At 66.2% G+C, this 23,875-nt stretch carries 19 protein-coding genes; 13 read left to right on the top strand and 6 right to left on the bottom strand.

All coding sequences use genetic code 11. The annotated features are described in order from the left end of the window. Positions 1-17: 17 nt before the first annotated feature. The 9 genes from A9973_RS14140 to A9973_RS14100 all read left to right on the top strand — a co-directional run bounded on the left by A9973_RS14140 (position 18) and on the right by A9973_RS14100 (position 10,553). Positions 18-1,004 carry a M23 family metallopeptidase gene (locus tag A9973_RS14140; RefSeq protein ID WP_183014403.1) on the top strand — a complete coding sequence of 329 codons (987 nt, stop codon included), beginning with the start codon at positions 18-20 and terminating at the stop codon, positions 1,002-1,004. Positions 1,005-1,180: 176 nt separating this feature from the next. Continuing rightward, positions 1,181-3,916, top strand: a complete 2,736-nt coding sequence (secA, locus tag A9973_RS14135) for a preprotein translocase subunit SecA (RefSeq protein ID WP_183014384.1) — start codon at positions 1,181-1,183, stop codon at positions 3,914-3,916. 15 nt (positions 3,917-3,931) lie between these two features. Then, the gene (locus tag A9973_RS14130) at positions 3,932-4,651 is read left to right on the top strand and encodes a VOC family protein (RefSeq protein ID WP_183014383.1); all 720 of its coding nucleotides are present in this window, start codon (positions 3,932-3,934) and stop codon (positions 4,649-4,651) included. Positions 4,652-4,835: 184 nt separating this feature from the next. Then, positions 4,836-5,591 (top strand): GntR family transcriptional regulator, encoded by a 756-nt coding sequence (locus A9973_RS14125; protein WP_183014382.1) that lies wholly within the window; start codon positions 4,836-4,838, stop codon positions 5,589-5,591. Then, positions 5,588-6,574, top strand: coding sequence for a tripartite tricarboxylate transporter substrate binding protein (locus A9973_RS14120; RefSeq protein ID WP_183014381.1), 987 nt, complete (start codon positions 5,588-5,590; stop codon positions 6,572-6,574). The genes A9973_RS14125 and A9973_RS14120 overlap by 4 nt, the downstream gene beginning before the upstream one ends. 59 nt (positions 6,575-6,633) lie before the next feature. Continuing rightward, positions 6,634-8,328 carry a thiamine pyrophosphate-binding protein gene (locus A9973_RS14115; RefSeq protein ID WP_183014380.1) on the top strand — a complete coding sequence of 565 codons (1,695 nt, stop codon included), beginning with the start codon at positions 6,634-6,636 and terminating at the stop codon, positions 8,326-8,328. 125 nt (positions 8,329-8,453) lie between these two features. Continuing rightward, a complete protein-coding gene (locus A9973_RS14110; protein ID WP_183014379.1) occupies positions 8,454-9,236 on the top strand; it encodes an SDR family oxidoreductase in 783 nt (260 codons plus the stop codon). 86 nt (positions 9,237-9,322) lie between these two features. Further along, complete coding sequence (locus A9973_RS14105) at positions 9,323-9,781, top strand: Lrp/AsnC family transcriptional regulator (RefSeq protein WP_006226278.1); 459 nt, start codon at positions 9,323-9,325, stop codon at positions 9,779-9,781. A 160-nt stretch (positions 9,782-9,941) separates the two neighbouring features. Next, positions 9,942-10,553 carry a gamma-glutamylcyclotransferase gene (locus A9973_RS14100; protein ID WP_183014378.1) on the top strand — a complete coding sequence of 204 codons (612 nt, stop codon included), beginning with the start codon at positions 9,942-9,944 and terminating at the stop codon, positions 10,551-10,553. 16 nt (positions 10,554-10,569) lie between these two features. Here the strand turns inward: A9973_RS14100 and pagP are convergent, their stop codons facing one another. From pagP to A9973_RS14080, 4 genes are all read right to left on the bottom strand, one after another. Further along, positions 10,570-11,124, bottom strand: a complete 555-nt coding sequence (gene pagP, locus A9973_RS14095; RefSeq protein WP_183014377.1) for a lipid IV(A) palmitoyltransferase PagP — start codon at positions 11,122-11,124, stop codon at positions 10,570-10,572. A 158-nt stretch (positions 11,125-11,282) separates the two neighbouring features. Next, positions 11,283-12,755: a magnesium transporter gene (gene mgtE, locus A9973_RS14090; protein ID WP_183014376.1), complete on the bottom strand. Its 1,473-nt coding sequence runs from the start codon at positions 12,753-12,755 to the stop codon at positions 11,283-11,285. A gap of 10 nt (positions 12,756-12,765) precedes the next feature. After that, the gene (locus A9973_RS14085) at positions 12,766-13,176 is read right to left on the bottom strand and encodes an acyl-CoA thioesterase (RefSeq protein WP_105555505.1); all 411 of its coding nucleotides are present in this window, start codon (positions 13,174-13,176) and stop codon (positions 12,766-12,768) included. Between the two features lie 105 nt (positions 13,177-13,281). Next, the gene (locus A9973_RS14080; RefSeq protein WP_220805504.1) at positions 13,282-14,421 is read right to left on the bottom strand and encodes a YeiH family protein; all 1,140 of its coding nucleotides are present in this window, start codon (positions 14,419-14,421) and stop codon (positions 13,282-13,284) included. Between the two features lie 115 nt (positions 14,422-14,536). On the opposite strand from A9973_RS14080, the gene A9973_RS14075 reads away from it, so the two are divergent. After that, on the top strand, positions 14,537-15,430 hold the full coding sequence (locus A9973_RS14075; RefSeq protein WP_183014375.1) for a LysR family transcriptional regulator: 894 nt from the start codon (positions 14,537-14,539) through the stop codon (positions 15,428-15,430). A 6-nt stretch (positions 15,431-15,436) separates the two neighbouring features. Here the strand turns inward: A9973_RS14075 and A9973_RS14070 are convergent, their stop codons facing one another. Next, positions 15,437-16,633, bottom strand: coding sequence for a M20 aminoacylase family protein (locus tag A9973_RS14070; RefSeq protein WP_183014374.1), 1,197 nt, complete (start codon positions 16,631-16,633; stop codon positions 15,437-15,439). Positions 16,634-16,709: 76 nt separating this feature from the next. Between A9973_RS14070 and A9973_RS14065 the strand changes: the two genes are divergently transcribed. Beyond that, positions 16,710-18,413: an AMP-binding protein gene (locus tag A9973_RS14065; protein ID WP_183014373.1), complete on the top strand. Its 1,704-nt coding sequence runs from the start codon at positions 16,710-16,712 to the stop codon at positions 18,411-18,413. Positions 18,414-18,421: 8 nt separating this feature from the next. Here the strand turns inward: A9973_RS14065 and A9973_RS14060 are convergent, their stop codons facing one another. Further along, complete coding sequence (locus A9973_RS14060; RefSeq protein WP_183014372.1) at positions 18,422-19,297, bottom strand: inositol monophosphatase family protein; 876 nt, start codon at positions 19,295-19,297, stop codon at positions 18,422-18,424. A 144-nt stretch (positions 19,298-19,441) separates the two neighbouring features. Between A9973_RS14060 and mnmC the strand changes: the two genes are divergently transcribed. Both mnmC and A9973_RS14050 read left to right on the top strand, forming a co-directional pair. After that, complete coding sequence (gene mnmC / locus A9973_RS14055) at positions 19,442-21,310, top strand: FAD-dependent 5-carboxymethylaminomethyl-2-thiouridine(34) oxidoreductase MnmC (RefSeq protein ID WP_183014371.1); 1,869 nt, start codon at positions 19,442-19,444, stop codon at positions 21,308-21,310. Positions 21,311-21,579: 269 nt separating this feature from the next. Beyond that, positions 21,580-23,805, top strand: coding sequence for a glycoside hydrolase family 31 protein (locus A9973_RS14050; RefSeq protein ID WP_183014370.1), 2,226 nt, complete (start codon positions 21,580-21,582; stop codon positions 23,803-23,805). The last annotated feature ends 70 nt before the right edge of the window (positions 23,806-23,875 follow it).

The following is a 23,875-nucleotide window of genomic DNA, read 5'->3' as shown; positions in this document are numbered from 1 at the left end:
CCTTGAAAATCGTGATTATGCACGCCCGCGACGGGCGGGACGGGCATTTCACCCTGGGAGGCGCGCGGCTGGCGTTGTTTCTCGGGGCCGCGCTCATGACGGCAGCCATCTTTGGCGCCGCGCTACAACGATACCTTACTCCGATCATGCCGACCGTACAGACGGTGGGCTGGCCGCTGGCGGGGCAACCGGGCCGGGACACTGATTTCCTGCGTGGCAACATGAACCTGCTGGCCGCCAAAGTGGGCGCCCTGCAGGCCAAACTGGTCAGTATCGACGGGTTGGGGCAGCGCGTGGCCAAGGTCGCCGGCGTGGCCTACACCGACCCGGAACTGGCCAAGCAGCTGGCGCTGGCGCAGCCCGAAGCGCTGACCCAGCCCGAAGCCACCCAGGTCATGGACGACCTGTTCACCGACCACCCGCCGCCCAGCGCGGCGTCGGCCGAAGCGCTGGGCCGCCAGCTGGACGAAATCCAGGCCCGGCTGGCGCAGCAGTCCGACAACCTGAAACTGCTGGACGCGGCGCTGACCAAGCGGTCGGCGGACCAGGCGCGCATGCCCACCGCCATGCCGATCACCGACTATCCCTATCTGAGTTCTTCGTACGGCTGGCGCCGCAACCCGGTGACGGGGCGCACGGCCATGCATGAAGGGCTGGATTTCGCGGCCCCGTCCGGCACGCCGATCCTTGCTGCCTCGGGCGGCGTGGTGCTGGAAGCCAAGTTCCAGCCGGGTTTCGGCAACATGGTCGAGATTGACCATGGCGATGGGCTGATCACGCGCTATGCGCATGCCTCGTCGCTGATGGTCAAGCAGGGGCAATTGGTTGACCGCGGTCAGCAAGTGGCGCGCGTGGGCAGTTCGGGCCGTTCGACGGGCCCGCACCTGCACTTTGAAGTCCGCCTGGCCGGGCAGCCGCTGGACCCGCGTTTGTTCCTGGGGTCGCAGCAGCACGCCCCGCCTGCCGTGGCGCAGGCGGCGGCCGCTGAACCTGCGGCGCGCTGACCGGTCCAACAGGACAACAACAGCACCCTGGTCATAGATCCAGGCTATTACGCTCCAGGTGCGTTAAACTGGTTCGTTTCCCAGCGGACCCCCGCTCAACCAATAACATCAAAGTCACGGGTGACGCTGCCCTGGCCCTTTGCAGGCGCGGCGTGGCACGTGCGGCCGACATACGCATGGTTTCTCTGCTCAAAAAACTCATAGGTAGCCGCAACGACCGGCTGCTTAAGCAGTATCGCAAGCTGGTAACCCAGGTCAATGGGCAAGAGCCCAAGATTTCCGCGCTTTCCGATGCGGAGCTGGCGGCCAAGACGGACGAATTCCGATCCCGATACGCCCAGGGCACGACACTGGACGACCTGTTGCCCGAAGCGTTCGCCGTTGTGCGCGAAGCCGGCAAGCGGGTATTCGGCATGCGCCACTTCGATTCCCAGTTGTTGGGCGGTATCGCGCTGCATTACGGCAAGATCGCCGAAATGCGCACGGGGGAAGGCAAGACGCTGATGGCGACCTTGCCCGTCTACCTGAACGCGGTCGCCGGCAAGGGCGTCCACGTCGTGACGGTGAACGACTACCTGGCCCGCCGCGACGCTGAATGGATGGGACGCCTGTACCATTTCCTGGGCATGACGACCGGCGTGGTGGTGCCCCAGCAGCCCAACGACGAGAAGAAGGCCGCTTACGCCGCCGACATCACGTACGGCACCAACAACGAATTCGGCTTCGACTACCTGCGCGACAACATGGAATACCGTGTTGAGGACCGCCGCCAACGCGTGCTGTTCTACGCCATCGTCGACGAAGTGGACTCGATCCTGATCGACGAAGCCCGCACGCCGCTGATCATCTCCGGCCAGGCCGAAGACCACACCGAGCTCTACATCCGCATGAACGCGGTGCCGCCGCTGCTCAAGCGGATGGCCAGCGAACCCAAGCCGCAGGAGCCGGAACCCGAAGGCGACTACTGGGTCGACGAAAAGAGCCAGCAGGTCTACCTGTCCGAAGCCGGGCACGAGAACGCCGAAGCGATCCTGGCCCGCCTGGGCATCCTGCCGGAGGGCGAGTCGCTGTACGACCCCCGCCATATCGCGCTGATGCACCACCTGATGGTGGCCCTGCGCGCCAACAACCTGTTCTTCCGCGACCAGCAGTACGTCGTGCAGGACGGCGAAGTGGTGATCGTCGACGAATTCACGGGCCGCCTGATGGTGGGCCGCCGCTGGTCCGATGGCTTGCACCAGGCGGTCGAAGCCAAGGAAGGCGTGAAGATCCAGCACGAGAACCAGACGCTGGCTTCCATCACGTTCCAGAACTACTTCCGCATGTACGAAAAGCTGTCCGGCATGACCGGTACGGCCGACACGGAAGCGTACGAATTCCAGGAAATCTACGGGCTTGAAACGGTCATCATCCCGACCAACAAGCCCATGATCCGCAAGGACCAGAACGATCAGGTCTTCAAGACCGATCCGGAAAAGTACAACGCGATCCTTGAAGACATCCGCGATTGCCACGAGCGCGGCCAGCCCGTGCTGGTGGGCACCACCAGCATCGAAAACTCCGAGCTGCTGTCGGGCCTCCTGAAGAAGGCCAAGCTGCCGCACGAAGTGCTGAACGCCAAGCAGCACGCCCGCGAGGCCGAGATCGTCGCCGAAGCCGGCAAGCCGGGCCACATCACCATCGCCACCAACATGGCGGGCCGCGGCACCGACATCGTGCTGGGCGGCAGCGTCGACAAGCAGGTCGACCTGATCCGTGCCGACGAATCGCTGTCGGAAGCCGAAAAGACCGCGCGCATCGAGAAGGTGCGTGCTGAATGGAAGCCGCTGAACGAGCAGGTCAAGGCCGCTGGCGGCCTGCGCATCATCGGCACCGAGCGCCACGAATCGCGCCGTATCGACAACCAGCTGCGCGGCCGTGCCGGCCGCCAGGGCGACCCGGGCTCGTCCCGCTTCTACCTGTCGCTGGAAGACTCGCTGATGCGTATCTTCGCGGGCGACCGCGTGCGCGCCATCATGGAACGCCTGAAGCTGCCGGAAGGCGAGCCCATCGAGGCGGGCATGGTGACGCGTTCGATCGAAACCGCGCAGCGCAAGGTGGAAGGCCGCAACTTCGACATCCGCAAGCAATTGCTGGAATACGACGACGTGGCCAACGACCAGCGCAAGGTGCTGTACTCGCAGCGCAACGACGTGCTGGAAGCCGCCAGCGTGAGCGCCACCGTGCAGAACCTGCGCGACGCCGCCGTGACCGAGCTCTTCAACACCTACGTGCCGCCGGAATCGGTGGAAGAGCAGTGGGACGTGCCGGCGCTGCAGAAGGCGCTGGAAGCCGACTGGCAACTGCATCTGCCGCTGACCGAGATGCTGGAAAAAGAAACCAGCCTGACCGACGAAGACCTGCGCGAGCGCGTGGTGGCTGCGGCCCGCGACGCCTACCAGGCCAAGGTCGACCAGGTGGGGACGGAATCGTGGTCGCAGTTCGAGCGTTCGATCATGCTGCAAGCGATCGACACGCACTGGCGCGAGCATCTGTCGGCGCTGGATTACCTGCGTCAGGGCATCCATCTGCGCGGCTATGCGCAGAAGAACCCCAAGCAGGAATACAAGCGCGAAGCCTTCGAACTGTTCTCGGGCATGCTGGACCGCATCCGCGACGACGTCGTGCGCGTGCTGATGACGGTGCGCGTGCAGTCCTCGGAGCAGGTCGAACAGGCCGAAGCCGAAGCCGCCCAGCCGCATGTGCAGAACGTGCAATACCATCACTCCGACTACGACGAAGCGTTGGCTCAAACGGATTCGGAAGAGGGTGCGCAGCCGGTGCGCAATGCGTTGCCGAAGGTCGGCCGCAACGACCCGTGCCCGTGCGGCAGCGGCAAGAAGTACAAGCAGTGCCACGGCAAGCTGGTCTGACCCGGGGATAACGCCATGCTGCATTCTGTCGGCCGTACCGAATTCGACCATGCCGTCGTGATGGTGCGCGACCGGCTGGATGCGCTGGCGCCGCATTTTGAGCGCCAGGGCTTTCACCTGAGCGACAAGGCGGTGCATAACCTGGGGTCGTGCAATCGGCTGATCGTGCTGGAAGGCACGTATGTCGAACTGCTGGGCTGGCCCCCGGGGGCGCCACCTGCCCGAAAGGAAATCGCCGATTCGCCGTTCGGGCTGGAAGCGCTGGTGTTCCGCACCTATGACGCCGAAGCCACCTATGAACGGTTGAAGGCGGCGGGGTTTGCCGTGAACCCCGTGCAGGAACTGACGCGTCCGGCCATGCTGGACGGCCAGGAAGTGCAGGCCCGTTTCCATACCGTGCGTTTTGCCGAGCAGCCCTTGCCCGGCATCCGCATGTACTTCTGCCGCCACCTGACGCCCGAGTGCGTGTGGTCGCCTGATTTGATGGCGCACCCCAACGGCGCGCGCAGCCTGCTGCGCATTGGCGCCCGCTCGGCGGATGCGCGGGCCGTGGCCGAGCGCCTGGCCTTGGTGGCCGACGTCACGGCTGAAGCCGCTACCGGCGGCTGGGATGTGCCGCTGGCCAATCTGCGTATTCACGTAGAGCAGGATGCCGCAGCCGCAATGCCCGTGCTGACCACGCTGACGCTGGAAAATCGCGACGGCGCGCACTACACGCTGGATACCGGCCTGTAATTCATTCCGGCTTATCAAGCGTTCATCCGGGCCCGCTGGGGCCCGTTTTCATTTTTCCTTTGGCTTGATCTTCTTGCGATGATGGTGGGCGTTTGCCCGCGCACGTCCGGGCAAACCCGGGTTGTCGGGCAAAGTGTATGCACTTTAGTATGCACTTCATCTTCCCTGAAGAACTTCCTCCGGCATGACGCAAACCCCTTCAGCCATCCGACCCGCCGCCCGCACCTCCGCCGGCCAGGCCGAGCTGTACGGCGCGGTCAAGGCGATGGCGGTGCGCTATGACTTCAAGCCGGGCGAACGCATCAACGAGGTCGAACTGGCGCGGCGCCTGAATGTCAGCCGCACACCGCTGCGCGAGGTGCTGAACCAGTTGATGGTGGAGGGATTTCTGACCCGGTCGGTCAACCGGGGCTTCATCGCCCGCTTGCTGGACGCCAAGCAGATCCACAGCCTGTACGAATACCGCGCGGTACTGGAGGCAGGCATCGTGCGTGCGGCTTGCGAACGCGCAAGCGATGAGGAACTGGCCAATTTGCGCCAGTTTGTCGAACGGTCCCGGGATGTGCCCGAAGACAGCGATGCGACCCGTCTGCTGGAACTGGACGAAGCCTTCCACCTGCAGCTTGCCCGCTTGTCGCGCAATGAAGAGTTCGTGCGTGCGTTGGAAAGCGTCAACGCCCGCATCCACTTCGTGCGCTGGATCGACATGCAGCAGGGCCGGCGCGGCCACACCCAGGGCGAGCACCTGCGCATCGTGCAGGCGCTGGAGCAGCGCGACATCGATGCCTTGCCCGGGTTGATGGGCACGCATATCGGCCGTCGGCTGGACCAGATCACCGACGTGATCCGCACGGGCTTTTCAACGATTTACATGCGGGACCAGGCCGAACCCGTCAAGGCAGCGCCGGCCAACACCACGACAGCAGGGGAAAAACAATGACTCACACGATGAAGCGGGTACTGGCGGCGCTATGCGCGACGGCCGCAGCCGGGGGCGCCATGATCGCCGCACCCGCCGCCGCCGAAGAACGGCCACTGATCCTGGTGGTGCCGTACCCGCCGGGCGGCAGCACCGACATCCTGGCGCGTATCTTGCAGCCGCGCCTGTCGCAGCAACTGGGCGGACGCGCGGTGGTGGTGGAAAACCGTCCGGGCGCGGCCAGCCAGATCGCCACGGCATTCGTGGCCCGGGCCGAACCCGACGGCAACACGCTGCTGGTCAGCTTCGACAACCACGGCATCAATCCCGCCGTGAAGCCCAAGCTGCCTTACGACACGTTCAAGGATTTCGTGGCGATTTCGCAGACGGTGCGGTTTCCGCTGGTGATCGGCGCGAATCCCGGCGTGCCTGGGGATGACCTGAAGGAGTTCCTGGCGGCTGCCGCCAAAGAGTCGCCGAACAAATTCAACTATGCATCCACGGGCGTCGGTTCGCTGAACCACCTGGCGCCGGAAGAGCTCAAGCGGCTGTCGAAGGTGGAACTGCTGCATGTGCCGTATGGCGGCGGCGGGCCGGCCATCCAGGCCGTGGTGGGCGGGCAGGCCAACATGACCTGGCTGAGTTTCGCGGCGCTGCGCGGCCAGATCCAGGCCGGCAAGATCAAGCCGCTGGCCGTGGCGGGCGAAAAGCGCCTGCCGGAACTGCCGAATGTGCCGACGGTGGCCGAGTCCGGATTCCCGGGCTTCGTCGCCTATTCGTGGAGCGGCATGTTCGCGCCGAAGGGCACGCCCGAGGCGACGGTGAAGAAGCTGACCGCCGACTTCAAGGCCGTGCTGGCCGATCCCGACATCAAGAAGAAGGTCACCGAGGCGGGCTTCGAGATCGTGGCGTCTGACGGCCCCGCGCTGGATGCGTACGTGAAGTCGGAGTACGACCGCTGGAGCGCCTTCATCAAGAGCAGCAACATCAATCTGGATAACTGAGTGGCGGACGGCCGGGCGGCATGCCGCCCGGTCCCGTCCACGATACACGTGGAGATGACATGGAAAACCTGACCGGCGCCGAAGCCATGGTGCGGATGCTGCAGCACAACGGCGTCAAACATATTTTTGGCCTGTGCGGCGACACCAGCCTGCCGTTCTATGACGCGCTGTACCGCCTGGACCACGGCATGCAGCACATCCTGACGCGCGACGAGCGCAGCGCCGGCTACATGGCCGACGCCTATGCCCGCGTGACCGGCAAGGTCGGCGTCTGCGAAGGCCCCAGCGGCGGCGGCGCGACCTATCTGCTGCCGGGTCTGGTCGAAGCCAACGAATCGTCGATTCCCGTGCTGGGCATCACGTCCGACGTGGCGGTGGGTTCGCGCGGCAAGTACCCGTTGACGGAACTGGACCAGGAAGCGCTGTACCGTCCCCTGACGAAGTGGAACCGCACGATTGACCGGGCGGATCAGATTCCGGGCATGGTGCGCGCGGCGTTCCGCGCCATGACGACCGGCAAGCCCGGTTCGGCGCACCTGTGCTTCCCGTATGACGTGATGAAGCAGCAAGTGGACGCGTCCGACGTCTGGGCGCAGCCCGAGCACGGCCAGTTCCCGTCCATGCGCTTCGCGCCTGATCCCGCGGACGTGGCCCGTGCCGCGCAGCGCCTGATCGGCGCACGCGCGCCGGTGATCATCTGCGGCGGCGGAGTCGTCATCGCCGGCGCCAGCGACGCCTTGCAGATCTTGGCCGAAACGCTGAAAGCGGCCGTTTGCGTGACGGTCAGCGGACAGGGCAGCCTGGCGGACACGCACCCGCTGAATGCCGGCGTGGTGGGTTCGAACGGCGGCGTGATGGCTACGCGCGACGTGGTGGCCGCTGCCGACGCGGTGCTGTTCGTGGGCTGCCGCGCCGGGTCGACGTCGACCGAGCACTGGCGCTTCCCCAACCGCGACGTGCCCATCCTGCACATCGACATCGATCCGATGGTGATCGGCGCCAATTACCTGACCGAAGTCGGCCTGGTGGGCGACGCCAAGCTGGCGCTGGAAGCGCTGGGCGCCGAAGTGCAGGCCCGTCTTGCGCACCGGAATTCCGATGCGGTCGACGGCGCCGTGCTGGCCGGACGCGCCAAGGCCGCGCGCCTGGCGCAGCTGGAGCCGCTGGCCAATAGCCTGGAGGCGCCGATCCGCCCCGAACGCGTGGTGCAGTCGCTGAACCGCCTGTTGCCCGACGACGCCGTGGTGTGCGCGGACCCCGGCACGCCTTGCCCGTATTTTTCGGCCTATTACGACGTGTCGCGCCCTGGCCGGCACTTCATCACCAACCGCGCGCACGGCGCATTGGGCTTTTCGATGTCGGCCGCGCTGGGCGCTTGGGTCGGCCGGCCGCAATCCAAGTGCGTGTCGGTGATGGGCGACGGCAGCTTCGGCTTTACGGTGGGCGAACTGGAAACCATCGTGCGGCACAAGGCGCCGTTGTTGCTGATCGTGTTTTCGAATTCGGTCTATGGCTGGATCAAGGCCAGCCAGAAGGCGGGCTACGACCAGCGCTACTACAGCGTGGACTTCAACCGCACCGACCATGCCCGCATCGCCGAAGCCTATGGCGTGAAGGCCTGGCGCGTGGAGGACCCGGCGAAGCTGGACGCCGCCATCAAGGCCGCCATGGAGCATGACGGCCCGGCGCTGATCGACGTGGTGGCGCAGCCCCTGCAGGACGCGGCCGCGCCGGTCAGCCAGTGGATGGGCTGATCGACGGGGATCAGGGAAAAATCCCGTTCCAGCCGGCCGCGGGCGCTCCTATACTGGTCCGCGTCGGCGTAGCGGGCCCATAGGGGGCCGGGACGGGCGCCGTCGCCTTCAACGGGAGAGTCGGGATGGACCTGGGGATCAGCGGCAAAACGGCATTGGTCTTTGGCGGCAGCCGCGGCATGGGCCGGGCCTGCGCGTTGCAACTGGCGCGTGAAGGGGTGGCGGTGACCATCGCGGCCCGCAACCCGCGAACGCTGGAGCAGGCCGCCGCCGAGATCTCGCGGGAAACCGGCATCGGCGTGGGCTGGGTGTCGGCCGACCTGACCCAGCCGCAGGGCCGGGACGCGGCGATCGCCGCCTGCCCGCATCCCGACATCCTGATCAACAATGCCGACGGCCCTTTGCCCGGCGACTTCCGGGACTGGACACGCGAGGACTGGATCGCGTCGCTGGACGCCATGATGTTGGGGCCGATCGACATGATCCGGCGCGTGGTCGACGGCATGATCGAACGGCGCTTCGGCCGCATCGTGAACATCGTGTCGCGCAGCGTGAAGGCGCCGCATGCCGAGCTGGGTCTGTCCAACGGCGCGCGGTCGGGCCTGATCGGTTTCGTAGGCGGCCTGGCCCGCCAGACCGTGCGGCACAACGTCACCATCAACAACCTGCTGCCGGGTGCCTTCGCCACGGACGCGCAGGTCCGGCATATCCAGGGCATGGTCGAGCAATCCGGCGGCAAGACGTTCGACCAGCTTTGGGACGAGCGTGGGCGCGCGAATCCGGCGGGCCGCTACGGGCAGCCCGAAGAGATCGGGGCGTTGTGCGCCTATCTCTGTTCCGCGCATTCCGGCTACATGACCGCGCAGAGCCTCCTGATCGATGGCGGGGGCTATCCGGGCACGTATTGATCCCGGGCAGGCCAGTTGCGGGCAGCCGCTGCTGGACGCCGGCAGGCGCAGCAGGCAAGATTGGCACCCACCGCGTCGAGGAAACCATGGATCAGACCGACATCAAGATATTGGCGTTGCTGCAGAAGGACGCCACCTGTTCGGTCGCCGAAATCGCCGAACAGGTGAACCTGTCCGTCACGCCGTGCTGGCGCCGCATCCAGAAGCTGAAGGACGACGGCGTCATCGCCCGCAACGCCATCCTGCTGGACCCGCGCGCGCTGGGCTTGAACCTGACGGTCTTCGTGTCCATCAAGACCAGCCAGCACAACGAAAAATGGACGCAGAGCCTGATCAACGCCGTCATGGCGTTGCCCAACGTGGTGGAGTTCCACCGGATGGCGGGCGATATCGATTACCTGCTGAAAGTCGTGGTCGAGGACATGGCGGCCTATGACCGCTTCTACCGCCGCCTGATCGGCGCGGTGGACCTGCTGGACGTCAGCGCCAGCTTCTCGATGGAAATCATCAAAAGCACCACGGAATTGCCGCTGGACGCGGTCTGACCGCCGGCGCGCAAATTTTTTCCGCGCACACGGGTCGCGGCGGATGCAAATTTCTTTCGGCGTGTTGCGAAGGGCCAATCTCGCAATTCTTTTGCGTGCCGGTCGGCGTAGGATATCGCTCATTCCTGCTAGGGAATGAATCGGGATATCAGAGGACCCTATGTCGTTGGCAGTACCCGCCGGCTGTGCCGGTCTGGCAAAAGCGCGGCAAGCGCTGTCGGTGGACGATCTGCTGGCCGGATGGAACGGCGTGGACGACCTGTGGGTGTTCGCTTATGGATCCCTGATCTGGCATCCCGGTTTCGCGTGGCGCGAGCGCCGCCTGGCGACCGTGCGCGGCTATCACCGGTCGCTCTGCCTGTGGTCGCACGACCATCGCGGGTCGCCGGACAATCCCGGCCTGGTGTTCGGGCTGAACCGCGGCGGATGCTGCCGTGGCGTGGCGTTCCAGATCGCGGCGAGCGATGTGCCGACGGTGTTCCAGGCGCTATGGCGCCGCGAAATGGTGACCGGCGCCTATACCCCCCGTTGGCTGACCTGCCACACCGAGGCTGCGCCCGTGCAGGGCCTGGTCTTCCTGTTGAACCGTACCTGCCAGGAGTACGCCGCCGACCTTAGCGACGACCGTCTGCTGGCCTCCGTGCGCAACGCCGTGGGGCACTCCGGGCCTTGCCTGGACTACGTGGTGGAAACCGAACGCGCGCTGCGCGCCCATGGCATCGACGATTGGCGCCTGGGCGACCTGGTCCGCAAATTGGGCCAGGCGTTCTAAGCGGCGGCCCCGCGCCCTAGAAGTGCCAGCGGCCGAAGACGAACAACACGTTGCCCGCGCCGGACGCGCCGGGGATGTAGGTCGCGTAGAGCATGGCGTTCTTGTAGCCGGCGCCCACCAGCGGCAGGATCCCCGGGAACGGCACATAGCTCATGATGTCGTGGCGCGCCGTCAGGAAGACGGTGTAGCCTGCGCCCAGGCGGAAGTTCTCGCTGACCTGCCCGATCTTCAGGAAGCCATAGCCGGCGACGGGTTCGACTTTGCTGTGCGAATCCAGGAACGCCATGGCGTACAGGCCCTGCCAGTCCCCGTCTTCGTCGTAGATGCTGCGGCCGTAGCCGCCGCCCCAAGCCAGTTCATTGAAGCTGGCGATCTTTTCGGGGCTGTAGGTGGCCCGGTTGTGCCACGAGTAGCCGCTCACGTAGAGGTCGTGGCCGCCTTCGGTCCAGATCTGGTCCAGGCGGTTGCAGGCCGACTGCGCCCACGAGGGCAGCGATTCACAGGCTTGCGCGGTGGCGGCGAAAGTCGAGAGCAGCAGCAAAAAGAGCGCTGCCCGGAGTTTGGCGGTCATTGCGGGTGCTAGGGGAAAGGATGACGGTTCCATGACTTTACATGGCGCCACCTGTATTTTCCCTGTCACTTGTCTGTCATGGAATGGCATTCGCCTTGCCTGCCCACGGAGAAGGGTGGGGCAGACAGACAAGACATTTAGTGACTGTTGCGGCGAGCCTACAAGAGGAAGAACGTGGCCAGGCCCAGGAAGATGAAGAAGCCCAGCGAGTCAGTGGCGAAGGTCAGCAGTACCGACGAACCCATCGCCGGATCCTTGCCGAAGCGGGCGCGCACCATCGGCACCAGCACGCCGACCGAGGCGCCGACCAGCATGTTGCAGATCATCGCCGCCATCATGACCAGCGCGATCGAGATCGAATGCGAGATGACCCAGGCGAACAGGGCGGCCACCAGGCTGCCGCACAGCCCCACCAGCAACGTCACGAACAGTTCGCGCTTGACCAGCTGCCACAGGTTGCGCCCGGTGATCCGGCCCATGGCCAGCGCCCGGATGATGAGCGTCATGGTCTGGTTGCCCGAATTGCCGCCGATGCCGGCGACGATCGACATCAGGAACGCCAGGATCACGATGTGGCTGACCGTGCCTTCGAACTGGGATGCCACGAAAGAGGCCGTGGCGGCGGTACAGAGGTTCAGCAGCAGCCAGGGGGCGCGGTTGCGCAAGGCGGTGCTGACGGGCGCGAAGATGTCTTCTTCTTGCAGACCGGCACGCGACAGCGCCTGTTCCTGCGAGTCTTCGCGCATCACGTCCACGACGTCGGCGATGGTGACGCGGCCGATCAGGCGGCCCTGGTCGTCCATGACGGGGGCGGACACCAGGTCGTAGCGTTCGAACGCGCCGGCGGCGTCGGCGTCGGAATCCAGCGGATTGAGCGCCAGGAAATCCGAATTCATGACGGCGCGCACTTCGGTTTCGGGTTCGCTGACCAACAGGCGCGACAGCGGCAGGATGCCTTGCAGCTTGTCCTGGCGGTCCACCACGAAGATCTGGTCCGTGTGGTCGGGCAGTTCGTGCAGGCGGCGCAAATAGCGCAACACCACTTCCAGCGTGACGTCCTCGCGCACCCGGACCATCTCGAAGTCCATGATCGCGCCCACGCTGTCTTCCGGATAGCCCATGGCCTCCAGCAACTGCGCGCGTTCTTCTTCGGTCAGGCCCTTTTGCACTTCGGCCACCACGTCGGGCGGCAGGTCGGGCGCCAGGTCGGCCAGCTCGTCGGCGTCCATGTTGCCGGTCGCGGCGACCAGGTCCTGGCGGTCCATCGCTTCGATCAGCGATTCCCGCACCCAGTCTTCGACTTCAAGCAGCACGTCCGCGTCGTGCTCGGGGCTGACCAGCTTCCAGATGGTCTGGCGTTCGTCCTTGGGCAACGATTCCAGGATGAAGGCGATGTCAGCCGGATGCAGGCCGTCGAGCAGTGTCTTGAGTTCGGCCTCGTGCTGGCGGTGCACCAGGTCTTCGACCAGGGTGGCCTTGGCATCGCCTTCTTCCTGGCGATGCACCAGGTCGGCGACCAACTGCTGGCGGCGCAGGCGTTCCTGCACCTCGGCCAACGCGGTCTGAGCGTCTTCCGGGTCGAGGCGGCGGGGCGTCGCGGGCGGTTTCTGCGCGGCGGCGGACTGCGTCATGCGTTACGGCTCAAAGAGTGGGAAGGGGGCGGCTGCGCCGCGCTTCGTCGGTGGCGACGTAGGTCAGCGTGGCCTCAGTGACCTTGACGACTTCGGCGTCCAGGCGCTGGCGTTCGGCGTAGACCTCGACCGACACCGTGACCGACGTCGTGCCGGTCTTGGCAATGGATGCGTAGAAGCTGAGAAGGTCGCCCACGAACACGGGCTCTTTGAATTGGAAGGCATTGACCGCGACGGTCGCCACACGGCCGGCGGCGCGGCGGGCGGCGGGGATCGATCCGGCGATGTCGACCTGGGCCATGATCCAGCCGCCAAAGACGTCCCCGTGGATGTTCGCATCCGCCGGCATCGGCATGACGCGCAATACCGGGTCGCGATGGGCGGGCAGAGTCGTAAACGGGGTTTTGGTGCTGGAGGTCATGCGGCCGACTCCAAAGCAAGGGAACCAGCCGATTATGCAGGAAAAACGAGACAGCGGCGTGCGCGGCAGAGCCCGCCGCGGCGCATTGCCGCGGCGGGCCGGCGATCAGGTCGCCAACTTCACGATACCGTAGCCGCCAACCAACAGCCAGGCATACAGAATGAAGCCCAGGGCCATCACGCGGGGGCCGGCTTTCTTGATCTGGGCGAAGCGGGTTTCGATGCCCAGCGCCGTCATGGCCATGGTCAGGGCAAAGACGTCCAGGCGGCGGACGGCGGCGATGGCGTCGGCGGGGATGATGTTCAGCGAGTTGATGATCGCCAGTACCAGGAACCCGACCGCGAACCAGGGAATGGGCAGCTTGGCGCCCTTGGCCTGGCCGCCGGCCTGGCTGGCGGCGCTGCGCAGGTACATGCCCAGGACCAGCAGTACCGGCACCAGCAGCGCAACGCGGGTCATCTTGACGATGGTGGCGACTTCGGTGGTGGCGGGGTCGATATTGCTGGCGGCGCCGACGACCTGCGCCACTTCGTGGATGGTGCCGCCGATATAGATGCCCAGCGCCTGGGTATCGAAATTCAACCAGCCTGCGTGGTAGAGAATGGGGTACAGGAACATGGACAGGGTGCCGAACAGCACCACGGTCGCGACGGCGACGGCGCTTTTGTGCGGGGCGGCCCGCAGCGTGGGTTCGAACGCCAGTACGGCGGCCGCGCCGCAGATCGCGCTGCCTGCCGCGGTCAGCATGGCGGTGTCGCGGTCCAGGCCCAGCACGCGTTGCCCCACGACAGTGCCGATCAGCAGCGTGCCCAGCACGACGGCGACGGAGACGGCCAGTCCGGGCAGGCCCACCGCCGCGATCTGCTGGATGCTGATGTTCAAGCCATAAAAGGCCACGGCGATGCGCAGCAGGCGCCGCGCGGTGAAATTCACGCCGACGCCCCAATCCGCCGGCATCGTGCCGCGCAGGAAGTTGCCGTAGAGCATGCCGCAGACGATGCCCACCACCAGCGGCGAAAAGCCCAGTTGGCGAATGACGGGCAAGTCGGCCAGTTGCATCACCGCGCCCGCCATCAGGCCGACGAACAGCACGCCGTTGAGCTTGTCGCGCCAGGGCGTGGCGGTGGCCGCGGCGGCCGTAGCGGGCGCCGTAGCGGGCGCCGTAGCGGGAGCCGTAGCGGGAGCCGCCGAGGCGGGGGGCGCGGTGGCCGGGAGGGGGGCGGTAGTGCTGGAAGAGGTGCTCATGACGGGCCCTTGGGGCATATCTAAATAACTACACGAAATATTAGATCTCGGCATACTATTTGAAAAATCTTTATTTTCGATATGTACTATCAGAAATTCTGATATTAAGGCTGCCATGACTCCGGACCAGTTGCTGACCTTTGCCTGCGTCGCCGATACCGGCAACATCAGCCGCGCCGCGCAGGTGCTGCATTTGTCCCAACCCGCGGTGTCGGGCCAACTGCGCATGCTGCAGGAATGGTTCGGCGAACCCCTGTACCGGCGCAGCGGCCACGGCATCGCGCTGACCGAGGCCGGCGAGCGCCTGGCCGAACAGGCCCGGCAACTGCGGCAGGTGTACCGCCAGGCGCAGGCCGTGCGCGAAACCTGGCGCGGACTGGAGACGGGCGCGTTGCGCCTGGGCGCCAGCACCACCCCCGCCAGCTACCTGTTGCCGCGCCTGGTGGCGGATTTCCGCCATGCCTTCCCAGCGGTCAGCCTGCACCTGTCGGATGGCAACACGCGGGAAATCGTTGAACGGCTGCCTGCGCTGGACCTGGCCTTTATTGAAGGCGACGTGCCCACTGGGCTGCCGGCGGACACCGCGGTACATGCCTGGCGGCAGGACGAGGTCGTCGCGATCGTGCGGGCCGACCACACGCTGGCGGGCAAGGGGGCGGTGACGTTGCGGGATCTTGCCGCGTCTCCCCTGGTCATGCGCGAGCCCGGGTCGGGCGTGCGCAGGCTGGTCGAGCGCGCGTTTGCGGATGCCGGGCTGACGCCGTCGGTGGGGCTGGAGCTGGCGGGCGTGGAAGGCGTGAAGCAGGCGGTGCGCGCCGGCTTGGGGGTGGGGTTCGTGTCGGTCATGTCGATGCGGCACGAGGACGGGGCGTTGGCGGCATTGCGCCTGTTGCCCAAGCCCCTGACACGGACGCTGAGCATCCTGGTGCCGCATGCGGACGCCGCCGCCCGCGCCACGGGCCGCTTCCTGGCGATGTGCCTGGCGGTCGGGGCGGCGGACGGCGGGTAGGAGGCGTCAGGCCTTGGCCAGGCGCTTGAGCGCCAGCTGGACCCAGTACGTGCCGCCCAGGGGCAGCAATTCGTCGTTGAAGTCGTAGCTGCCGTTGTGCAGCATGCAAGGGCCCAGGCCGTGGCCGCTGTCGCGGTGGTCGCCCGTGCCGTTGCCGATCCAGACGTAGCAGCCGGGCAGTTCCTGCAGCATGAACGCGAAGTCTTCCGCGCCCATCGTGGGTTGCACGTGGTCGTTGACGTTGGCTTCGCCCACGATGTCGCGCAGCACGTCGGCACAGAACGCGGCTTCTTCGGCGTGGTTGATCGTGGGCGGATAGTTGCGCTGGAACGTGAATTCCACTTCGCAATCCATGGCGGCGCAGGTGTGGCGCGTGATCGCTTCCATACGGCGTTCGATCAGGTCCAGCACGTCCAGCGTGAAGGTGCGCACGGTGCCGCGCAACTCGGCGTGGTTGGGCACGACGTTGTCGGCGCTGCCGGCGTGGATCTGCGTGATGCTGAGCACCGCCGCATCGAGCGGATTGCGGTTGCGCGTGATGATGGTCTGCAGCGATTGCGCCAACTGCACGGCGGCCATGACGGGGTCGATGCCCAGATTGGGCATGCCGGCGTGCGTGCCCTTGCCCTTGACCACGATCGAGAATTCGTTGCTGGACGCCATGATGGGGCCGGGCGTCAGGCCGAACTGGCCGGGCTTCATGCCGGGCCAGTTGTGCATGCCGAAGACCGCTTCCATCGGGAAGCGCTTGAACAGGCCGTCGTCGATCATGCGCTTGGCGCCGCCGCCGCCTTCCTCGGCGGGCTGGAAGATCACGTAGACGGTGCCCGCGTAATCGCGGTGCTTCGCCAGGTACTGCGCCGCGGCCAGCAGCATGGCGGTGTGGCCGTCGTGGCCGCAGGCGTGCATCTTGCCTTCGTTCTTGCTGGCATGCGCGAAAGTGTTGACCTCTTGCATGGGCAGCGCGTCCATGTCGGCGCGCAGGCCCACGGCGCGGTCGCCGGGCTGGTTGCCGCGGATGACGCCGACGACGCCGGTGCCGCCCAGGCCGCGGTCGACTTCGATGCCCCATTCTTCGAGCTTGGCCGCGACCACGTCGGCGGTGCGGAATTCTTCGAAGGCCAATTCAGGATGCGCGTGGATATCGCGGCGGATCTTGGAGATATCCTGATGCCAGGCGACGATGGGTTCGAGCAGTTTCATGGGGGAAGTCAGGCGGAATAAGGGAACGCAACAAGGTTATCATCAATCAAAAATCTATTTAATGGAGACAACTACCATGACGCGTCCGTGGCTTGCCCATTACCCGCAGGGGGTGCCGGCAGAGATCTCCACTGAGGGTTATTCCTCACTGGCCGACTTGCTGGACCGGGCCTGCAAGCAATACGCCTCGCGCATCGCCTGCACGGCGATGGGCAGCGATATCACCTATGCGCAGCTGGACCGACATGCGCGCGCGTTCTCCGGATGGCTGCAAAGCCTGGGTCTGCCCAAGGGCGCCCGGGTGGCGCTGATGATGCCGAACGTGCCGGCGTATCTGGTCGGCATGCTGGGCACGCTGCGCGCGGGACTCGTCGTGGTGAACGTGAATCCGCTGTACATGGCCGACGAACTCGAGCGCCAATTGCAGGACAGCGGCGCGTCCGTCATCCTGATCCTGGAAAACTTCGCGCACACGCTGCAGGCGGTGAAGAACCGCGGGCAGCTCAAACATGTCGTCGTGACCGGGCCGGGCGACTTGCTGGGCGGCCTGAAGGCGCCGATCGTCAACTTCGCCGCCCGCCATATCAAGAAGATCGTGCCGGCCTGGCAGATCGACGGCGCGCGCATGCTGCCGAAGGTGCTGGACGAAGGCGCGGGCCTGCCGTTCACACCGCCTGCGCTGACGATGGACGATGTGGCGGTGCTGCAATACACGGGCGGCACCACCGGCGTGCCCAAGGGCGCCATGCTGTCGCACCGCAACCTGACGGCCAACGTGCTGCAGACGGAAGCGGTGGCGCAGCCCGTGGTGCATGACCTGGCGAACAGCCAACTGACGATCATCAGCGCGCTGCCGCTGTACCACGTGTTCGCGATGACGGTGTGCGGCCTGTATGGCCTGCATGCGGGCATGCGCAACGTGCTCATCATCAATCCGCGCGACCAGCCCTCGCTGATCAACGCGTGGCGCAAGGTGCCCGTCAATCTGTTTCCCGGCGTCAATACGCTGTTCAACGCGTTGGCGCACAATCCGGATTTCGCGAAGCTGGATTTTTCGGCCTTGCGGTTGACGCTGGGCGGCGGCATGGCCGTGCAGCAACCCGTGGCCGAGCGCTGGCTGAAGATCACCGGCAGGCCGCTGATCGAAGGCTACGGCTTGTCAGAGACCTCGCCCGTGGCCACGGTGAACCCCACCAATGCCACGGCCTACTCGGGCTCCATCGGCTTGCCGCTGCCGTCCACCGACGTGGCCATCCTTGACGATGCCGGCCGTGAAGTGCCGCTGGGCGAGCGCGGCGAAGTGGGCATCCGCGGGCCGCAAGTCATGCTGGGCTATTGGCAGAAGCCCGAAGAGACGCGCCAGTCCATGACGGCCGACGGGTACTTCCGCACGGGCGACATCGGCATCATGGACGAGCAGGGCTACACGCGCATCGTCGACCGCAAGAAGGACATGATCGCGGTGTCCGGCTTCAAGGTGTATCCGAACGAGGTCGAGGCGGTGGTGGCGCAACTGCCGGGCGTGCTGGAATGCGCGGCCATCGGCGTGCCGGACGAGCACTCGGGCGAAGCGGTCAAGGTGTTCGTGGTGAAGAGCGATCCGTCATTGACCGAGGCGCAGGTGCAGGACTGGTGCCGTGAAAAGCTGACGGGCTACAAGCGCCCGCGCTTCGTGGAATTCCGCGACGAACTGCCCAAGAGCAACGTGGGCAAGATCCTGCGCCGCGAACTGCGGCCCGATGCGCCGGCCGCCGCGCCCGCAAGCAAGGCGACCGCGTAACGCCCGACTCAGCCGGGATTGGCGAGGTGGGGCGCGATCATCTCATGCAGGGCGCGTTCGATGGCGGGATTGCCTGCCACGACGCGTCCGCCGATCGGCCACGGATCCAGCTTGTGCATGTCCGAGCACGCGCCGCCCGCTTCGCGCAAGATGAGTGTGCCGGCCGCCACGTCCCAAGGCGCCAGGCCCATTTCCCAATAGCCGTCGTAACGCCCGCAGGCCGTCCACGCCAGGTCCAGCGCGGCCGCGCCCATGCGGCGCACGCCGCGTGCGCGCTTGATGGCGTCGTTCAGCATCGGCATGTACTGGTCGGCAAAAGAAAAGTCGCGGAACGGGAACCCTGTGGCCAGCACGGCGTCTTCGATCGTCTGCGTGCGCGAGCATTTGATGCGCCGGCCGTTGAGCCAGGCGCCGATGCCGTACACCGCGGTGAACAATTCTTCGCGGGTGGGGTCATACACCACGCCGATCACGGGCGTGTCTTCCGTCAGCGTCTCGGTGGCCGAGACTGCGGTGCCCGCGTGGGCGATCAGCGCGATGGACACGGCATAGTGCGGAATGTCGTGCAGGAAATTGGTGGTGCCGTCCAGCGGGTCGATGTACCAGGTGGCAATGCCCTTGGGCTTGCCGCCGGTCTCTTCGGCCACGATGCCGAACTTGGGTGTGCGGGCCTGAAGCTCCTGGATAATGACGGCTTCGGCCTCGCGGTCCGCTTGGGACACGAGATCGTTGCGCGCCTTGCGGTCGATCACGAGATCGGCGCGATGGTGCGCGTAGGATTGCAGGATGGCCGCACCGCCATGAGCCGCAGTGACGGCCGCGTCGATTGCGGCGCACAGGTCTATGGGCGAAGCCTGCGAACGGGGCTGATCATAGGTATCCATGTGGACCAGTGTAAGCCTATGTATGCGACAAATTTGAGGCAAAGGCCTGAAACGCGGGCTTCGCGTGGCGTCCATCCAACGCTGGCGCGGCCGACGCTCGATAATTTGCTTTTGTCGCAACCTTGATTGATTTCCCGGGATTCCATGTCCGCGCCTTATGTTCCCTTGACGCCCGCAGTGGTCGAATTCGATGCTGACGGCAAGCTGTACAGCCGTACATATGGCGATGCCCATTACTCGCCTGAGGGCGAGGCGGGCCAGGCAGAGCGCGTGTTCCAGCACGGCAACGGCCTGCCGGGCCGCTGGCGCGGGCGCCAGTCGTTCACCGTATGCGAGACGGGTTTTGGCCTGGGGCTGAATTTCCTGGCGCTGTGGAAGGCGTGGCGCGACGATCCGCAACGGCCCGCCACACTGCATATGGTGTCGATGGAAGCGCATCCGTTCACGCAACAGGATTTGTCCGCGTTGCTGGCGCGTGAGGCGGCAGCGCCATTCGCGGCGCTGGCGCAGCGCCTGATCGCGCAATGGCCCGCGCTGCTACCGGGGCTGCATCGCCTGGAATTCGAGAACGGCGCCGTGACGTTGACGCTGGGTTTTGGCGATGCGCAGGTGCTGGCGCCGCGCCTGAGCGCGCGGGTCGACGCCTTTTTCCTGGATGGTTTCGCGCCCGAGCGCAATCCCGGGATGTGGGCCCCGGCACTGTTGCGGGATCTGGCTGCCCTGGCTGCGCCCGGGGCGACGATGGCGACCTGGGCGTGCACGGCCCAGTTGCGGCAGGCCTTGCAGGACGCAGGGTTCGATGTGCGGAGCGAGCCTGGTTTCGGCGGCAAACAGCCAATGACGATGGGCGCGGTCCGGGCGGGCGGCCATGCGGCCAGCGCCCCGGGCGTGGACGCCGGCCATGCCGTGGTGATCGGGGCAGGGCTGGCAGGCGCCGGAATCGCGCAAGCGTTGGCGGGCCGGGGCTGGCGCGTCACGGTGCTGGACGCGGGCCGGGCGCTGGGCGCACCCGCGCATGCAGGCCATCTGGCGGCGGCGCTGACGCCGGTGGTGGCGCGCGACGACAATGCGCGGGCGCGGCTGTCGCGCGCGGGCAGCCAGCGCGCCCAGGCCCGTTGGCAAGGCTTGGCGGGCGATGCCGCGCCGCGGGTGTGCGGGACCGTGCAGGTCGAGCGCGATGCGGGCAAGTCCGCCGCACTGGCCGGCACCTTGGAAGCCCTGGCGTTTCCGGCCGATTGGGTGCGCCAGGTAGACCGCGATGAGGCCAGCGCCCTGGCCGGATTGCCGCTGGCTCGCGGCGGCGTGTTCTTTTCCCAGGGCATGCTGGTGCAGCCGAACCGCCTGATCGATGCGCTGCTGGAAACGGCTGGCGTGACCGTGCTGCCGGGCAAGGCGGCGCGCGTGGAGCCTGCCGGTCAGGCGTGGCGTGTGCTGGACGGGCAGGGCGCAGAGTTGGTGCAAGCCCAGGCGGTGATCCTGGCCAACGCGGCGGGCGCGCGCGGCGTGCTGGCCGACAGCGGCCTGCTGGGCCCCTTGCCGCGCGTGGCGCAGATGCATGCGCTGACGGGCGAAGTGACGCTGGTGCCGGCGGCGGCGCTGTCGGGCGGCCCCCGTTGCATCGTCGGCGGGGAAGGCTATCTGCTGCCCGACGTGGGGGCGGGCTGCGTGGTGGGCAGCACGTACGTCCATGACGCAGCCGAAGCGCGCGTCAGCGCCGATGGGCAGCGCGTCACCCTGGCCAAGGCGGCGGGGCTACTAAGCGGTCACTTCCCGGACTTCGATTCGCTCGTGCCGGGCAGCCTGCCTGGCTGGGCGGGCTGGCGCGCCGTGCTGCCGGGGCGCTTGCCGGCAGTGGGGGAATTGCCGCATGCTCGGGGTCTGTGGCTGGCCGTCGGCTATGCCTCGCGGGGGCTGTCCTGGTCGGCGTTGATGGGCGACCTGATCGCTGCCCGTCTGGCTGGCGAGCCATCGCCGTTGGAAACCGATCTGGCCCAACTTATTTCGCCAAGGTGAAAAAAAGTCAGGCCGGTGACGGGCCTCGGGGTCAGGTGGCGTAGAATTGCAGTAATTGCCAGGATTTGGCGCCAAATAGGCCGTATTGGGCTCGAAATTGGCGTTTCGGCGGCTCGCGGGCATCAAGACCGACGGGGGCTGGCCGAGGGCTTTATGCCCCTTTTTTGGATGAGATCGCCTTCCAAAAGAGGGACCGAGTTTATTTCAAAGCTCAAATCCGTCAAAATAGCGTCTTTTGATGGTTTTTGGCTTAAGCCGGGGGATGCTCTGTGCCGCCCAAGTTCGACTTTGCCCATACTACCCAGCTCGATAATATCGAGCTGCTGACGTCCCGCCCCAGTCGCTTCGATTTCGACGCGGGCGATGGGTTGCACCTGGTAGTCGAGGCGCATGCGCCTGGTGTTTTTCGCCTGCGCTGCGGCGAGGCGAACCACCTGAATGAAGATAAGCCCAGCGCGCGTGCGCGCGCCGTGGCGGAGATGCTGCTCGCGCGCCAAGAGGCCGTGGGCGAAGCCGCCATTGCCCCTCGCGAAGGCGGGGATGGCTGGCGTATTACCCAGGGCGACGTTGCCCTGGAGCTCCAATCCAACCCCGTGCGCGTGGCGGTCTACCGCAACGACGAACGGGTGTTCGAGTCCGAGGTTTCCGCGCATACGCCCGCATTCGGGCACAACGCGCTGGACCAGGACGATGACGCGGTCTGGTCGGCGGGGTTTGCCCTGCAGGCCGACGATCGCGTCTTCGGCCTGGGCGAAACCCCGGGCGACCTGAACCGCCGCGAAGAATCGGTCGTTTCCGATGACCCCGAGCACCGCGCCTTGCCGTTGGCCTGGAGTCCGCGAGGCTGGGGCGTCTACGTGAACACGATGCGCCGCGTCGAGCACGCGGTCGGCGTCGCGCCTGCGGATTCGGCCTACGTGCTGACCGTGGACGACGCCGTGCTGGACTTGTTCCTGTTCGCCGGCGAGCCTGCGGAAATCCTGAACCAGTACACCGCGCTGACCGGCCGCGCCGGCCAACCCGTGCTGTGGGCGATGGGCGCGTGGCTGCAGCAGGCCGCGGGCGAAATGCCCACGCAGACGGTGGCTTTGGTTGCCCGCATGCGCGAAAACCAGATCCCGGTTGACGCCGTGTCCCTGGCGCAGCCGGCGGCCTGGGGTTTCCAGTCGGACAAGGCGGTCTTCGAATGGGACGCCCAGCGCTTCCCCGACGCCAAGCAAATGCTGGCGCTCTTCCACAAGCACAACGTGCACGTGTCGGCCACCGGTTTCCCCGGCGTGCTGAAGACCAGCCCGCTGTTCGAGGAACTGGAAGACCGCGGCTGGCTGCTGACCAAGGATGACGGTTCGGCCCAGGTGTTCGACGGCAACGCCGCCACTTCCGGGCAGCCGTACGGCTTGCTGGACCTGACCTATCGCGACATCTACAACCAGTGGGTCGAGCGCCATCGCCTGTTGATCGAAGACGGTCTGGACGCGCCCGCGTGCGACGCCCAGATCGCCATTCCCGACGGCGTGACCGCCCGCAACGGCGAAACCGGCCCGGCGCTGCGCAGCATGTATCCGCTGCTGGTGCGCCGCGCGCTGTTCGACGCCGTCGCCGGCCTGAAGGTGCCGCCGGAAGGCGTCGTGCCCAGTTCCGACCTGTTCCCCGCCGCGCAGCGCCTGCCGTGGCAGGTGGGGCCGCAGGTGGAAAACACCTGGGACGGCCTGCGCCATACACTGCGCACCGCCTTGTCGATCGGCGCCAGCGGCGTGCCCGTCCAGGTGCACGGCATCGGCTCGGCTTTGCGCGACCGCTCGGCCATGACGTCCGAGCTGTACCTGCGCTGGCTGACCATTGGCGTGTTCTCGGCGAACTTCTCGTTCCAGGGCGTCGAAGGCCTGATGCCTTGGGACTTCGGTGAAGAAACGCTAGCCCAGGCCAAGACCTGGATGCAGTGGCGCTATCGCCTGGTGCCTTATGTGCTGGGCGCCATCGAGGACTCGGCCCGCACCGGTCTGCCGGTGCAGCGTTCCATGGCTTTGTCGTTCCCGAACGACCCGCACGCCCATGAATGGGACCTGCAATACCTGCTGGGCCCGGCCCTGCTGGTGGCGCCGGTGACGCAACCCGGCAAGCAGGTGCGCGTGTACCTGCCCAAGGGCGAGGCGTGGTGGGACTTGAACACGGGGCACCGCTACGAAGGCGGCACGACCTGGACGATCGACTGCGAACTGGGCCAGTTCCCGGTTTTCGGCCGCGAAGGGCACATGCTCTGTCTGGGACCGGCCGCGCAGCATACGGGCGAGTTCAACTCGGCCCGCATCCTGGACGAAGTCTGGATGTTCGGCATGCCGGTGCACAACCCGGTCGTCATGCGCAACAAGATCCGCGTGATGCAGATGCAGGGCTCCAGCTACATCAAGGGGCTGGAAGGGCTGCGCATCTCGCCGTCCGAAGGCCTTGAGGTCAAGCGCCGGGGCGCGGAAGTCCGCATCTCCCGCGCTCGTTGACGGTAGCGTGGCCGGGAGACCGGCCACCGCGACAACAAGGGGCAGTCAGGAAGGCTTTCCTTCCTGACTG

Source organism: Achromobacter sp. UMC46, assembly GCF_014170335.1.
Taxonomy (GTDB): Bacteria; Pseudomonadota; Gammaproteobacteria; order Burkholderiales; family Burkholderiaceae_B; genus Achromobacter.
This window is presented reverse-complemented; position numbering and strand designations above follow the sequence as displayed.